At 65.7% G+C, this 14,262-nt stretch carries 10 protein-coding genes; 4 read left to right on the forward strand and 6 right to left on the reverse strand.

The window, feature by feature from the left end:
- Positions 1-16: 16 nt before the first annotated feature.
- Entirely contained in the window at positions 17-2,422 is a 2,406-nt protein-coding gene (locus DDF70_RS15180; RefSeq protein WP_114945699.1) for a glycosyltransferase family protein, read from the reverse strand.
- 328 nt (positions 2,423-2,750) lie between these two features.
- On the opposite strand from DDF70_RS15180, the gene DDF70_RS15185 reads away from it, so the two are divergent.
- Positions 2,751-3,314 carry a nitroreductase family protein gene (locus DDF70_RS15185; RefSeq protein WP_114945700.1) on the forward strand — a complete coding sequence of 188 codons (564 nt, stop codon included), beginning with the start codon at positions 2,751-2,753 and terminating at the stop codon, positions 3,312-3,314.
- Positions 3,315-3,339: 25 nt separating this feature from the next.
- Positions 3,340-3,948 carry a flavin reductase family protein gene (locus DDF70_RS15190; RefSeq protein ID WP_114945701.1) on the forward strand — a complete coding sequence of 203 codons (609 nt, stop codon included), beginning with the start codon at positions 3,340-3,342 and terminating at the stop codon, positions 3,946-3,948.
- 105 nt (positions 3,949-4,053) lie between these two features.
- Here the strand turns inward: DDF70_RS15190 and DDF70_RS15195 are convergent, their stop codons facing one another.
- Complete coding sequence (locus DDF70_RS15195) at positions 4,054-8,835, reverse strand: apolipoprotein A-IV repeat region-like domain-containing protein (RefSeq protein WP_114945702.1); 4,782 nt, start codon at positions 8,833-8,835, stop codon at positions 4,054-4,056.
- Positions 8,836-9,151: 316 nt separating this feature from the next.
- Here DDF70_RS15195 and DDF70_RS15200 point away from each other — a divergent pair, with 316 nt between their 5' ends.
- Together DDF70_RS15200 and DDF70_RS15205 are read left to right on the forward strand one after the other, a co-directional pair.
- Positions 9,152-9,472 carry a 2Fe-2S iron-sulfur cluster-binding protein gene (locus DDF70_RS15200; protein ID WP_114945703.1) on the forward strand — a complete coding sequence of 107 codons (321 nt, stop codon included), beginning with the start codon at positions 9,152-9,154 and terminating at the stop codon, positions 9,470-9,472.
- Positions 9,473-9,487: 15 nt separating this feature from the next.
- A complete protein-coding gene (locus DDF70_RS15205; RefSeq protein WP_114945704.1) occupies positions 9,488-9,913 on the forward strand; it encodes a universal stress protein in 426 nt (141 codons plus the stop codon).
- A gap of 97 nt (positions 9,914-10,010) precedes the next feature.
- Here DDF70_RS15205 and DDF70_RS38755 read toward each other — a convergent pair whose 3' ends face one another.
- From DDF70_RS38755 to DDF70_RS15220, 4 genes are all read right to left on the reverse strand, one after another.
- Positions 10,011-10,142, reverse strand: coding sequence for a hypothetical protein (locus DDF70_RS38755; protein WP_281024366.1), 132 nt, complete (start codon positions 10,140-10,142; stop codon positions 10,011-10,013).
- Between the two features lie 167 nt (positions 10,143-10,309).
- A complete protein-coding gene (locus DDF70_RS15210) occupies positions 10,310-10,876 on the reverse strand; it encodes a hypothetical protein (protein WP_114945705.1) in 567 nt (188 codons plus the stop codon).
- Positions 10,877-10,920: 44 nt separating this feature from the next.
- Positions 10,921-12,096, reverse strand: a complete 1,176-nt coding sequence (locus DDF70_RS15215; protein ID WP_114945706.1) for a vWA domain-containing protein — start codon at positions 12,094-12,096, stop codon at positions 10,921-10,923.
- A 177-nt stretch (positions 12,097-12,273) separates the two neighbouring features.
- A complete protein-coding gene (locus tag DDF70_RS15220; RefSeq protein WP_114945707.1) occupies positions 12,274-14,121 on the reverse strand; it encodes a cation:proton antiporter domain-containing protein in 1,848 nt (615 codons plus the stop codon).
- Positions 14,122-14,262: the final 141 nt, after the last annotated feature.

Raw genomic sequence — 14,262 nt, forward strand, 5'->3', positions numbered from 1 at the left:
CGGTTGAAATGGGTTCTCACGGGGGCGGGGAGACGATCGCCGTCTGAATCCGCTTCTCCTCGCTTTTGACGAGATCGGAGGCGGCCGCAACCAGATTCTCGAGCGACATCGGCCGGAAATGGAACTCGACCCGGTGGCGCCCGGGGCCGATCTCGACCCCTCGGAACAGAAGGTTGGCGCGCAGGATCGGCCGGCGCTCACCGTCGACCCAGGCCTCCCAGCCCGGATAATTGATGTCGTGCAGCACCAGGATGCCGTTGTCGCTGCTCTCGACATCGAGGGCGACCGAGTTGCGCATGTAGCTGACGATGCGCGCCTCGCCCTTGGCTTCATCGGGAGCGGTGCCGGCCGGCGTGTAGGCGGCCTTGAGCAGCGGCATGCTGTCGGTGTCGACGAGGGCTTCCGTCTCGCGATCGAATTCAGGCAGCTCGTCCTCGCCCAGTACGGCCTCTGAATCCACCGGGGTGACGTGATGCGCCACGTAGGCGCGAGGAACGGAGGTGTTCAGGCGATAGATCCACATCCGACCCGTGCCATAGACGACCTCGGCGTCGGTCAGACGCGGGAAATGGCGCGGCAGCTTCTCCACGGGGCGGTCGAGCACGACATAGTCGAGCCCCAGAAGGCTGGCGAGCTCGCAATTGTAGCCCCTGAAGCTCGTCGGGAAGCTGCGCAGATTGGGATCTTCCGCGTTCTCCCCGGGACCGATGGCGCGCTCGTAATCGGCCAGGCGCAACGGATTGTAGCCGATGGTGTCCTCGATCCCGAGAACCATGGACGCGTTCTGCCACGCCCCCTGCAGGCCGAGGATCTCGACACGGGGATACTCGCCCCTCGCATGGCGATCGGCGAGCTCGCGCTTGAGGATCTGCAGGCCCTGCAACTGCTCCGGTGGCAGCTTCGTGAAGATCGTGTAGCGCTCGGCGGGCTCCGCATTCAGGGCTGAGGCCGCATGGCGGCCGATCAGCTCGGCGCCCGTCAGGGTCACGAGCACGAGGGCGACGGCCTCGCGCCAGCGGGACGCGCCGCTCATCTTCGTGATGGCCGCGATGGCCAGGACCGCCGCGGCAAGGCTGACACCGATCTCGGTCAGGGCCGGGAAGACGAAGCCCCCCTTGATGGCAAAGGCCATGGCGCTGGCGATGGCGACAACCACGAGGCCAACGGCCAGGAGCGGCAGGGCCGCCCAGAGGCGGCCGAGCGTCGCCCGGCTCCATCGCGGCAGTCCTTCCGTCACATAGCGATGGACGAGATAACCCGCCGCGAAGGCCAGGGCGATGTTGATGAGGAAGGTCGCGTCGGCGGGCCGGCGGTAGAGGTCCACGCCCGGCAGGTGATCGAAGATCACGACGAAACCCGGCGTGTAGCGCCCGAGCGCATAGAGCGTGGCCGCGATGCCCATGACGAGGAAGAAGCGGAACTCGCGGGCGAACAGGCGGCCCCCCGCCACCCCGTGCCAAAGCAGGAAGAGGGCCGGGATCGTGCCGATGAACAGGTAATTGGTCGCCCGGTCGGTCCAGGTTCCCTCGGAGAGGCTGTGCCAGTCCGGCCCCCAATAATCGTAGGTCCAGCGCAGGGAGCCGAAGACGTTGCCGAACAGGATCGTCGCCAGGCTCTCCGGCGGCAGCGATCCCATGGCCGCCACGCCGAACCCGAAGGACGGGCGCGTCGAGGTGGCGAGGAATTGCATCGTCAGTACGATCGGGACGGCGAGAAGCGTACCGCCGATCAGCCCCATGAAGAGCAGGAGCCCAAGGCGGGACTTGAGATAGGCGAGGGGGCGAGGCGCGGCCCAGATCCGCTGCGCGGCGAGCGCGATGAGAGTCAGGCCGCAGAGAAAGGCGACCTGATCGCGCCCGATGACCATCATGGCCGCGCTGAGGGCGAAGAGCAGCCCGTAACGGTAGGAGCGGCGGTCGAGGGCTTCCTCCAGGAGCCAGAAGGCCAGCGGAAAGAACCCGTAGCTGAAGATGATGCCGGTATGCTGGAGGCGGGCCGTGGCGGAACCGCCGAGCATGAAGACGAGGGCTGCCACCACGGCGCCCGCCGGATGCCAGCCCCGCCGGCGGAACAGAGGCACGAAAGCCAGCGCCCCGGGAAGGAAATGGGCGAAGACGACCACGTCGAAGAGCTGCATGGACGGCTCGGGGACGAGCCACCCGAACAGCAGCATGGTGGGAGTGAAAAGCAGCGACTGGGGATCCGCCGCCGATGGATGCCCGCCGAAGTGGTAGGGGTTCCAGAGGGGCAGCTCGCCATGGGCGAGCGCGCTGCCCAGGTAGCGCAGGGTCGGATAGAACTGGTTCTTGGAGTCCCAGGGAACGACGGTCCCGGTCAGGGGCCAGATGGATACCGCCAGGGCCCAGGCCACGAGGATCAGGGCAAAAGCCGTCAGCGTCTGGCGCTGCGACCAGGCTGGCATGGAAGCTGGACTATCCAGTCCTGAAATCGATGTCTGCATTGCTTTCTACGCGGCGCCCCGCCCACTCATCTCTTGCCATGAGACCCATTAGGCGGCCTGCCTGCGCACGCCCCCGAGTCCGCCACGGTTTGAAACCTGCTTGGCGTCTGACCGCACTCCCCCTATACATCCGCTGCTGTTTCTTTTGTTCAGCGATGCGTCTTCGGGATGCCCGCGCTTCCTCACGCAGCAAGACGGCGAGACGATGGCAAGCCGGGGCTTTCCTGACCTGCCGCCTTTGAGCATCCATCTTCATTGTTCCACATAATTCAAGCCGGATGAAGATCCCATGAATGATAGTATCTCCCGCCTTCTGCAGCGCCGCTCGGTCCCGCCCCGTTGGCTGGGCGAGCCGGGACCGTCCGAGCAGGAGGTCGAAACGCTTCTCAAGATCGCATCCCGAGTGCCGGACCACGGCAAGCTCGTTCCCTGGCGCTTCATCCTGATCCAGGGCGAGGGGCGGGCGCGCCTCGGCGAGGTGCTGGCAACCGCCTTCCAGGCGGACAATCCGGAGGCCAGCGCCGAGCAGGTCGCCGCCGAGCGGGAGCGCTTTTCCAACGCGCCCCTCGTCGTCGCCGTAGTGTCCCGCGTGGTGCCGCATGCGAAGATCCCGGACTGGGAGCAGGTTCTCTCGTCAGGCGCGGTCTGCATGAACCTTCTCGTCGGGGCCACCGCCCTCGGCTATGGCGCATCCTGGCTCTCGGGTTGGGCCGCGTTCGACCGGCGCGTGCTGGATGCCCTGGGGCTGAAGCCTCATGAGCGGATCGCCGGGTTCGTCCATATCGGCACGGCCAAGGAGACGCCGACCGATCGCGACCGGCCCAGCCTCGCGGACATCGTGACGCGGTTCTAAACCTCTCATCGGGAACTGCCGCCTCATGTTCTACGAAACCTCGACCAACACCCACGGCCTTCCGCACGATCCGTTCAAGGCCATCGTCACGCCCCGGCCCATCGGCTGGATCACCACCATGAGCGCGAACGGGGAGGTGAACCTGTCGCCCTACTCGTTCTTCAATGCCATATCCGAGCGCCCGCCCATGGTGGCGTTCTCGTCCGCCGGCAAGAAGGATGCGCTCACCTTCGTGGAGGAGACGGGGGAATTCGTCTGCAATCTGGCGACCTATGATCTGCGCGAGCAGATGAACGCCACCTCGGCCGCTCTGCCGCGTGGCGAGAACGAGATGGAGCATGCGGGCCTGAAACCCGCCGCCTCCCGGCTCGTGAAGCCGCCAAGGGTGGCCGACGCTCTTGCCGCGCTCGAATGCAAGTGGCTGCAGACCGTGCCGCTCAATCCCATGGGCGGGGGCGATCCATCCTACTACCTCGTGATCGGGCAGGTCGTCGGCATCCATATCGACGACCGCTGCATCGTGAACGGCCTTGTCGACACCGCCGCCATGCGCCCCATCGCGCGCTCGGGCTACCGGGACTACTTCGTGGCGACCCCGGAAACCAAGTTCGCCATGACGAGGCCGGGAGGCTGAGCCCGGCGCATCCTGCGGACCCGATGTTCGCGCCGAGATAGTCCCACAAGCAAAAACGCGGCCCTAAGGCCGCGCTTTTCATGTCTGCATGATTAACTGATCGCCTCAGTCGAAGCGGCCGCTCGCATGGGCCAGCATGGTGTAGACCTTGCCGGTCTCCGACGTGAGATACGTCTTCGTCAGCATGGAGTCTCGGTCGTCGCGGGAGACTTCCGACAGCAGGCGCTCGAACTCCTCCACGTACCGGTCCACGGTCTGACGGAAATCATCGTCGCGGCGATATTTGCGGCGGATCTCGTCGAAGGTCTGCTGACCCTGCAGGGTGTAGAGGCGACGGGTGAACACGTTGCTCTCGCCGCGGCGATAGCGGTCCCATAGCTCCACGGCCGCCTCGTGGTCGATCATCCGGGCGATGTCGACCGAGATCGAGTCCAGCGACTCGAGGCTGTTGGTGCGGGCGCGATCGGCGCGGGCCGGTGCGCGGGCGGGCTCCACCGTCTCCTCCTCGCGAGAGGCTCGGTTCAGAAGGTCCGACAGCCAGCCGCCGCGGTTGCCGGCGTCGCGGGCGGAAGCCTCCTCCCGGCGCGGAGCCGGGCGCTCGGCCGAGGGCTGAACCGGGCGAGCGGGAGCCGGAGCCGGTGCAGGCGCCGGCGTCGGAGCAGGAGCGGGCTTCGGCTCCGCCTGACGGGCGACCGTCGGGGCAGGGGCAGGGGGCGGGGTCTGCGCGATGCGCTGCTCGACCGCAGCCGCGACGGCGGCCATGGTGGCGGCCACCGGCGTCTCATTAACGGCGGCCTTGCGCGGCTGGGCAGCCGGAGCGGCATCGACCAGGCGGTTGGAGCGTGACACCAGGGCGGACAGCTCGTTGAGCGCCTTGATCTGGTCGGCGACGACCCGGCGCATGTTAGCGCTCGCTTCCTGCGTCTCCTGCGGCAAATCCACGACGCCGCGGCGGAGTTCGGCGCGCGTCGCCTCCAGCTCGCGCTGGATCTGGCCCGTCATGCCGCGCAATTCGCCCATGGTATCGCGGAACTTCGCGGCGGCGCTGCCCAGCGCCTCGACCATCTCGGCGGCGGCCTGCTCGTAGCTGGCGCGCAGAGCGGCGGCCGTACGGGCGCTTTCCTCGCCCGTGCTGGTCCGGATGCGCTCGAACTGCTCGCCGATGGCGTTCGTCGCCGTATCGGCCGTCGCGGCGAGGACCGAGCCGAGCTGGCGCGCCTTCGCATCGGCGTTCTCGAGCGATCCTTCCAGCAGGGTCGTGAAGGAGCGGGTGACGGATTCGAGATCCTGCGAGCGCTCGGTGATCCGGCTGAGAAGCACGTCCAGGGCCTGCTGGCGACCGGACAGGGCTTCGCTCATGCGAGCCTCGACACGCTCCAGCGCGCTCGTCGCCTCGGTGAGCGTACGCATCTGCTCGTTCGTGGTGTCGGTCAGCGTGCGGCCGCGCTCTTCGAGGCTCTGGGCGAGTTCCAGCGCCTGCTGGATGGCCCCAGAGGACACGCTGCGCAGGGCGTCGACCTGATCGGCTACCTGGTCGGACGCGCGGCCCGTCTGGATGGCGATCTCCGCAAGGAGCGACTCGATGTGCTGGACGCGTCCGGCAAGCCCATCCTCGACGGCGCCGAGATTGCTGCTGGCCGACGCAGCGACCTGCTGGAGCAGGCGGTTCGCATCCTGCAGGCGGCCGAGCACGTCGGTGAGTTCCCCGCGCAGGCGGTCGCTCGTGCCGGTGAGGGTTTCGACGGTCTGCTGCGTGCCCGCATCAAGGGCGCTGCGCATGGCCTCCGTCGACTGCAAGTAGGAGGCGGTCAGCTCCATGGTGCGCTCCTGCAGGGAGGAGAGCAGGGTGGTGCTGCGGTCCTGCAGGCTGTCGATGACGGCCGTGCTGCGCTCGTCGAGCGCGCGCAGGGTCGTCTCGCTGATGGCGGCGACTTCTCGGCCGATCATTTCACCGCGGTTGCTCAGGTTCTCGACAAGAGACGTGCCTTCCGTGTCGAAGATCGAGCGGATCTCGCCGATGCGGCTGGTGAGCGAGCCGAGAACGGCCTGTCCACGCTCGTCGATGGTCTCGGCAACGCCGGTGAGACGGTTGACGACCCGGTCTTCGAGCATCGTCACGCTCTGGTCGAGAGCGTTGGCGATCTCCTCCGCGCGCGTTCCCAAGGTCTGGTTGATCTCGAACGCGCGGGTGCCCAGGGTTTCCGTGATCTGGTCGGCGCGGCTGCCGAGAACCTCGTCGATCGACGCGATGCGGCCGTCCAGGGATTCGCCGATCTGCTCGGCCCTGGAGGACAGGGTGTCGGCAATCGCGTTGGTCTTGGCGGTGATCGCCTGGCTGATCTCATCGACGCGCGCCTGGAGCGCGGCCGCCACGTCGCGTCCGCCTTCGGCCATGACGCGGGCCATTTCGCCGGTGCGCACGACCAGAGCCTCGTTGAGGGCCGTGGAGCGGGCACCGAGAACGGTGTCGACCCGTTCGACGATGGTGTCGAAGTTGCCCGTGATCTCCGAGCTGCGCCGCGCGGCGTGCTCTTCGAGTGCGGCCAGTTGCGTCTCGATGGCGGCGGTCGCTTCGCGGGCACGCTCGGCGAAGGTCTCGGCCACCACGCGGCCCTGCACGGTGATGAGACGATCCATCTCCTCGAAGCGGCCGCTGATCGTCTCGGTCAGGCTGCCCACGTCGCGGGACATGCGTTCGGCCATCTCGCCGCCGCGGGCCATGACGCCCTCCAGAGCCGTGAGGCGAGAGCCGAGGGTCTCCTCCATCTCCCGGGTGCGGGAATCGACCGTGGTGGAAAGGGTTTCCGCCGTGCGGCTGAGCACCTCGTTGACGCGCGATCCTTGGGACGCGATGGCGAGAACGATGTCCTTGGCCGTGGTTGCGAGACGGGTCTGAGCCTCGTCCGTGTGGAGGGAAAGTGTTTCCGAGAATTCCTTGCCGCGGGTTTCGAAGGCGGTGCGGAACTCCTCGACCTGGTTGCCCATGAGCAGCGAGACGCGCTCGCCCGCCTCGGTGAGGCTGGTCTCCAGGGCCTGCCCTTGAACGGTGACGGATTCGCTGACGCGCTGGCTCGCGGTCTCGAGGCGGGTGGCCAGGTCCTCGACGCGGTTGCCGATGGATTCGTCGGCGAGGCGCACGGCGCTTTCGAGCTGCTCGCGCACTTCGCCGCCGCGCTCGCTGATCTCGCGGGTCACGTCGGCCGCCGTCGTTGCAAGGCGCTCGCGGAATTCGCTGCCGCGCAGGACGATCTCGTCGACGACGCCCGTTCCTGTCGTGGCAAGCTGCTCACGCAGGGTGGTGCCGCGGTTCGCCAGCTCCTCGATCAGTGAGCCAGCCGTCAGGGCGAATTCCTCACGCAGGGTACTGCTGCTGGCGGTGAGCTCCTGAACGAGCGTGGCACCGGTGGTCGAGAGCTGCTCGCGCACCTGCGTGCCGCGGGTTGCGATCTCCTCGCCCACCAGGGCGCCTGCGGTCGCGATCTGATCGCGCATTTCCGCCGTGCGGGCGGAGATGTCGTCGGCAATCACGCCGCCGGTGGCCGCCAGCTTCTCGGTGATCTCGCTGCCGCGCTGGGCGAAGCTGTCCTCGAGGGTGCGCGCCGTCTGCTCGAAGGCCTCGCGCACGTCGTTGCCCTGCTGGGCGAGGGCGTCGATCACGCCGCGGCCGGTTTCGGCGAGCGTGCGGGTGACCTGGCTTGCGCCTTCCTGCAGGTGGCGGGTGAGAAGGTCGCCGGTGCGCTCGAAAGCGCCCGTGATGTCCTGCGCCTTGCTCTCCAGGGCGCTCGTGATGGTAGTGCCCACCTCCGAGATGCCGTTCTTGATCTCTTCGCTGGAGCCCGAGAGGCGCTCTACCAGCTCGATGCCGCGGCCTGCCATTTCCTCGACGACGCGCTCGCCGGCGCGGCCGAGGGCCTGAGTGATGTGATCGCCCTGCTGTTCGAGCGACGCGGTGACCTTGTCGCCCGCGCCACTGACGGCGGACACGACGCGCTCGCTGGCGCCGTCGAGGTCCTGGATCAGGCTCTGGTGGACGCCGGTGATGGAGCCGCGCACGCGCTCCGCGTTCGACACGATGGCCTCGCGCTGCGCCACGAGTTCGTCGATCAGCGAGCGGATGCGGATTTCGTTGTCGGAATAGGCGCGCTCGAGGGTCGAGATCTCGCTGCGCACGAGCGTTTCGAGTTCGCCTGCGCGGGCCAGGGCCCGCTCGACGCCGTCGCCGACGGCGGCCACTTCTCGGCGCACGGCCTGCGAGACGGACAGGACCGCATCGGTGGAGAAGTTTTCCGGCTGGGCCAGACGCACGGCGACTTCGCCGACCGCACGGGCCACGAGCTTCATTTCCTGCGAACGGACCGTGAGCATCGCCGCGATGAAGAACAGGAAGACAGGTGCCACGAGACCGACGGCGCCGAGGGCCAGCTGCGAGGTCGAGAAGGTGGCGAGCAATTGCTCGGGGGTGGTGATGCCCTGCGTATAGACCAGGGCTCCGACTCCGCCGAGCCAGAGCAGGGATGCGAGGGTGGCCATCCAATAGGCGCGGCGGGAGGGGCGAACCTGGAGAGCCTGCAGCATTACGCCCACGTTCTGACGATCATCGTTGGCGACGGCGCTCCGGTCGGGGGCGATGAAGCCGGAACGGGCCATGTCGTCGAGCCTGGGGTCATGGTCGTCTGCCTGGGCGGACAGGGAGTCGGAACCGAGACCGAAGGGGCCTTTGGTGAAGTCGTGATCGTCGATATCCGGCAGCTTCGGCTCTTCATAAGGCTTGTTGCCCGAGCGCTCCGGCGTGTGGATCACGAATGTCTCTTCGAGGTTGAGTGCCTGCTCGACAGCCGACAGGGCCGCCTCTGCCGGGTCCTTCATCTTCTTGTTCTCGGTCGCCATGATCCGCCCTCGTGACGCAACTGATGATGGTTGAAGTCGCTTCATTCCCTGAGAAACGAGGTGAATGCGTGGCCTCAACCGGCGCGGAGCCTCATTCAAGCGATTCCGCACGGTAATCTGTCATTTACCAAGCAAGTCTAGCGGCCGATCTGAAACAAGGAAACCCGATGTCCCCTGTCATTTATGAACGTCGTTAACGGCTTAGTAACCTGCTCTACCAGGGAAAAATAAGGCGAAAAGACGGCAGGTATCGCGCCCGTCTCTCGTCTTCCGGTGCAGTCTGTCATAAGTATGCGCCGACAAGCAGAGGTCCGCAATGATCAATATTACGTTCATCGATGCCGAAGGCACAGCCCGCACCGTGGAAGCGGAGGAGGGCTCCACCGTCATGGAAACCGCCATCCGTAATGGCATTCCGGGCATCGAAGCGGAGTGTGGAGGGGCCTGCTCCTGCGCGACTTGTCACGTCTATGTCGCGGAGGAATGGGAAGCCGCGACGGGCCAGCCTCAACCGATGGAAGAGGACATGCTCGACTTCGCGTACGACGTGCGACCCAATTCCCGTCTCTCGTGCCAGATCCGCGTCCGGCCAGAACTCGACGGCCTCGTCGTTCACACACCCACCCGTCAAGGCTGACTTTGGAGAGCGCCCATGTTCAAGACGATCCTGGTTCCCGTCGATCTCGGTGAAGTGGAGGCGGCGCAGCCCGCCATCGACAAGGCCGTCGAGCTTGCAGACGCGTCGGGCGGTTCACTGCGCCTGATCTATGTGCGCGCCATCGTGCCCGTCACCTATATGGAATTCATGCCGCCGACCTTCGACGACGAGCAGCAGGGCGAGTCGGAGAAGAGGCTGGCCGAGCTGGCCGCCAAGGTGGCTCTTCCGTCCGAGCGCGTCTCCGCCGTGGTCCGGCTCGGCTCGGTCTACAACGAGGTCCTGGACGAGGCCGAGAAGACCGGCGCCGATCTCGTGGTGATCGGGTCGCACCGGCCGACCATGGCGACCTATCTCCTCGGCTCCAACGCCGCCACCATCGTACGCCACGCCAAGTGCTCGGTGCTGGTGGTGCGAGCCTAACTCTACGCAACCGATTCAAGCAGTCAAAGGCCGGGATATCTCTAATATCCCGGCTTAGCCCGAAAGACGGGACAGCATCTTCAGGCTGAGGAAGCTCTTAGCCCCATTGCGACGGATCGCCCGCACGAGCGATCACAGTTCCTTCGGCCTTCGGAAACGCCATGGTGGCCGCTGCCGAGCCGATGAGAGTGAGAGCCAGTGCGATTTTGATGCAGATGTTAAGCTTCATGACCATTCCCTATCTGGAATCCCAGAGCATCCGGTTGAATGCTGGAATGAAACGTTATTTAATATCATTTCATTGTCAATGATGCTGGGCTGGCGGAACGCCTCCCTGCAGGTTTTGCGAGCAATGTGGCCTGTGGATCAGGCCCAGGCGCCACCGAAAGGCAACGTTCAAACCTTCGGCAAAAGCTCCGCCGGCAGCTCGCCTGCCCGGAAGGGGCGGGGCTTGTTGAGCCGGATCATCGGTTCGATCTGCCACACGCCCACGACGGCGAAGAGCGCGCCCAGCAGGGCCACGCCGGTCGCCCCCATCCGAAGGGCCTGCCAGATCATGAGGGCCATGGCCAGCAGCGACGCGACGGCCAGCGCCGAGGTGGGCAGCCAAAGGCCCATGGGCTTGCCGGCCACGAACCGCGCCTGCGGATTGGCCCGTGCGACGGCCTCGCACAGAGCCTGGGTGAAGCCACGGTATTCCTGGGTCAGTTCCTGAGCCTCGACCAAGCTCTTCCAGTTGAGCGAGTTGAACGTGAAGGACTTGCCGTCCTTCATGGTCACTTTCGTCCGAAAGGATTTCTGCGCCAGCCGGCCGGGCTCGAAGGTCATGCGCACGGTTTCGACGGCGCCGAGCTGGACCTCGCGCACCTTGCGGCCGGAATCCACCGTGAGCCTCTCTCCCTTGAGGATGAAGGAAATCGGTCCGCCGAAGGGTTTCGGGCTGTGGGTGTAGGTCTGGGTCATGCGGCTTCTTAGCTGCACATAGATCTTTCGGCAAACGGTGCGGCTTACCGCACCAACTCACGCATCGCGTGGTCGATGCCTTCGAGATTGAGCGGATACATCCGCTCGCCGAAGACCTGCCGGATCAGCGATATCGATTGGGTGTAGCCCCAATGCGGCTGCGGCACCGGGTTCAGCCACACGGCTTTCGGGAAATGGTCGAGGATACGCCGGAGCCAGGCTTGGCCGGGCTCCTCGTTCCAGTGCTCCACCGAGCCGCCGGGATGCGTCACCTCGTAGGGGCTCATGGAGGCATCGCCGACGAAGACGACCCGGTAATCGGACGGGTAGGTGCGGATCACGTCGAGGGTGGGGATCACCTCGTCGAAACGGCGGCGGTTCTCCTTCCACAGGTTCTCGTAGACGCAGTTGTGGAAGTAGAAGTGCTCGAAATGCTTGAACTCGAGCCGCGCCGCCGAGAACAGCTCCTCGGCGATTTCGATGTGCCAGTCCATGGAGCCGCCGACGTCGAGGAAGAGCAGCACCTTGACGGCATTGCGGCGTTCGGGCCGCAGGCGCACGTCGAGATAGCCCTTGTGGGCGCTCTCGTGGATCGTTTCGTCAAGGTCGAGCTCTTCAGCCGAGCCGGTGCGGGCGAAACGACGCAGGCGGCGCAGCGCGATGCGCATGTTGCGCACACCGAGTTCGACGCTGTCGTCGAAATCCTTGAACTCGCGTTTGTCCCACACCTTCACGGCGCGGAAATTGCGGTTCTTGTCCTGGCCGATGCGGACGCCTTCCGGGTTGTAGCCATAGGCGCCGTAGGGCGAGGTCCCGGCGGTGCCGATCCACTTGTTGCCGCCCTGGTGGCGCCCCTTCTGCTCCTTGAGACGCTCCTTAAGGTTCTCCCAGAGCTTCTCCCAGCCCATGGCCTCGATCTGCTTCTTCTCCTCGTCCGTGAGGTAGCGCTCGGCCAGCTTGCGCAGCCACTCCTCAGGGATCCCCGCCTCGTCGACGGCGTGGCCCATGCTCTCGATGCCCTTGAACACATGGGCGAAGACCTGGTCGAACCGGTCGAAATGCCGCTCGTCCTTCACCAGGCACACGCGGGAGAGATAGTAGAATTCCTCGACGCTCTTGTCGGCGAGGTCGCAGTCGAGCGCCTCCAGCAGGGACAGGTATTCGCGGAAGGAAACCGGCACCTTGGCCGCGCGCAGCTCAGTGAAGAAGGTCAGGAACATCGCGCCAGAACATCGGACCCGAAAGTGGAGTCCACTTCTGGGATTGATCCGATGTTCAATTCCTTAAGCGGCGCATCGTTTCCTTAAGCGGCGCATCGTTCTTTGCGGAAAACCGGGTCCACTTTTCCGCACGAGGCGTCATTGTCGGGCAATCCCCGGGAAGGTCAATAGAAGGCTTCAGGTATCGACCCCGGACCTTTGCCCGGCCACCGCCGAGGGAGCCCGCTTGCCGACGCGCCGACGCGCTTGGAAAACGACCCGGTCCGGATCTCGCTTCGGGTTCTTCCTGCCGAGGATTTCCCGGAACTCGTCCCGCCGCTCGTGGATCGACGCGATCACGAGACCCATGGGGACACCGATATCGCTCAAGACGGCTTCGGTGAGTTGGAGGGACGCCTCGATCGTTTCCGGCACGGCATCGTCCACGCCGAGTTCATAGAGTTGCATCGCATGGCGCGCATCCCGGGCTCTGGCCACGATGGTGATGTCCGTGCATTCCTGCCGGGCTGCGGACACAACCCCCTCGATGGAACTCAGGGTGTCCAGGGTGATGACGAGGGCGAGCGCCCGGTCGATTCCGCAGGCGCGCAGGAACTCGGGATAGGTTCCGTCGCCGTAATAGACCGGCTTGCCGGCCTTTCGCTCCGATGCGACGCGGGCAGGGTCGAGGTCGATGGCGAGATAGGGCACCTCGTGCCGGTCGAGCATCTCGGCGACGAGCTGGCCGACCCGCCCATAGCCGGCGATGATGACGCGTCCGACCTCGTCCGTCGGCGGCGCAACGGCCACGAGGGGATCAAGCGGCCGACGAACCTCGAGCTTGCGGCCGAGGCGCTGCCCGAAGCGGGCCATGAGCGGGATCGCCACCATGGTGAGGGTCGTCACGAGGAGAAGGTTCTGGCCGATCCCGGCGGGAACGAGACCGGCAGTCATCGCGGTGCCCAGGATCACGAGTCCGAACTCGCCGCCGGGCCCGAGGAGCAGCCCCGTCTCGGCCGCCTCGGCGGTGTTGAGGCCGTAGGGGCGTCCGATCACCACGATGGTGAGGCCCTTGATGACGATGACCGTCGCTGCCAGCGAGAGGATCAGAAGCGGCGCTTCGAGGAAGCGGAACAGGTCGAGGCTCATGCCGACCGAGACGAAGAACACGCCCAGGAGCAGCCCTTTGAAGGGCTGGATGGTGACATCGACGGCGCGCCGGTATTCCGTCTCGGACAGCAGGATGCCGGCGATGAAGGCGCCGAGTGCCATCGAGAGGCCGCTGACGGCGGCGATCAGGCTCGTCACCAGCACGACGAGCAGGCAGGCCGCCATGAACAGCTCGGGGCTTTTCGTCGTCGAGACGAATTGAAAGAAGGGCCGCAGGATGAGGCGACCGAGGCCGATGATCAGAACCAGCGCAATGCCCGCCTGCAGCAGCAGGATGGCAAAGGACGACAGGGTCACATCGGGTTTGCTCGTGTCGAGCACGGCGATGGTGAACAGGATCGGCGCCACAAGGAGATCCTGGAACAGCAGGGCCGAGAAGCTGGCTCGTCCGGCCGCCGTGTTGAGACGCTTCTGCTCGGCCAGGACCGGGATCACGATGGCGGTGGACGACAGAGCCAGTGCGAGACCGACCACGGTTGCTCCCGTGATCGTGTCGACGGTCCTGAGGGCATAGAAAGCCAAGCCCAGGATGAAGGCTCCTGACAGGACCTGGAGGGAGCCAAACCCGAAGACGAGACGCCGCAGGGTGCGAAGGCGCTGCCAGGACAGCTCGATCCCGATGGTGAACAGGAGGAAGACGACGCCGAACTCGGCCAGCCGCGAGGTGCCCTCAGGGTTCGTGAAGGTCAGCCAATCGACCCAGGGGTAAGTCGGGATGAGCCGCCCAAGCCCGTAGGGACCCAGCAACGCGCCTGCCGCCAGAAACCCCAGCACCGGGCTGATTCGCAGCCGGTGGAACAGGGGGACGACGATGCCGGCCGTTGCCAGAAAAAGAATGGGTTCCTGATAGGACTGCAGGTCTATCGCAGCGGCCATTGCTTCCTTCCGGTTGAAACCATCTTCGTTCTACCGGCCGGGAATGCGCAAGCAGTTAATGCTGCCTGAAGCGGAATGGCGGGCGCTACATGAGCGCATGGGAAAGGTCGAGGCTCCCTCCGATGTGCCATCTTCCCACGT

Source organism: Microvirga calopogonii (assembly GCF_003347665.1).
Lineage (GTDB): Bacteria > Pseudomonadota > Alphaproteobacteria > Rhizobiales > Beijerinckiaceae > Microvirga > Microvirga calopogonii.

Bases quoted from the DNA above. Each gene is read 5' to 3' on its own strand.
- DDF70_RS15180 (WP_114945699.1), bottom strand. From the start codon at position 2,422: ATGCCAGCCTGGTCGCAGCGCCAGACGCTGACGGCTTTTGCCCTGATC.
- DDF70_RS15185 (WP_114945700.1), top strand. From the start codon at position 2,751: ATGAATGATAGTATCTCCCGCCTTCTGCAGCGCCGCTCGGTCCCGCCC.
- DDF70_RS15190 (WP_114945701.1), top strand. From the start codon at position 3,340: ATGTTCTACGAAACCTCGACCAACACCCACGGCCTTCCGCACGATCCG.
- DDF70_RS15195 (WP_114945702.1), bottom strand. From the start codon at position 8,835: ATGGCGACCGAGAACAAGAAGATGAAGGACCCGGCAGAGGCGGCCCTG.
- DDF70_RS15200 (WP_114945703.1), top strand. From the start codon at position 9,152: ATGATCAATATTACGTTCATCGATGCCGAAGGCACAGCCCGCACCGTG.
- DDF70_RS15205 (WP_114945704.1), top strand. From the start codon at position 9,488: ATGTTCAAGACGATCCTGGTTCCCGTCGATCTCGGTGAAGTGGAGGCG.
- DDF70_RS38755 (WP_281024366.1), bottom strand. From the start codon at position 10,142: ATGAAGCTTAACATCTGCATCAAAATCGCACTGGCTCTCACTCTCATC.
- DDF70_RS15210 (WP_114945705.1), bottom strand. From the start codon at position 10,876: ATGACCCAGACCTACACCCACAGCCCGAAACCCTTCGGCGGACCGATT.
- DDF70_RS15215 (WP_114945706.1), bottom strand. From the start codon at position 12,096: ATGTTCCTGACCTTCTTCACTGAGCTGCGCGCGGCCAAGGTGCCGGTT.
- DDF70_RS15220 (WP_114945707.1), bottom strand. From the start codon at position 14,121: ATGGCCGCTGCGATAGACCTGCAGTCCTATCAGGAACCCATTCTTTTT.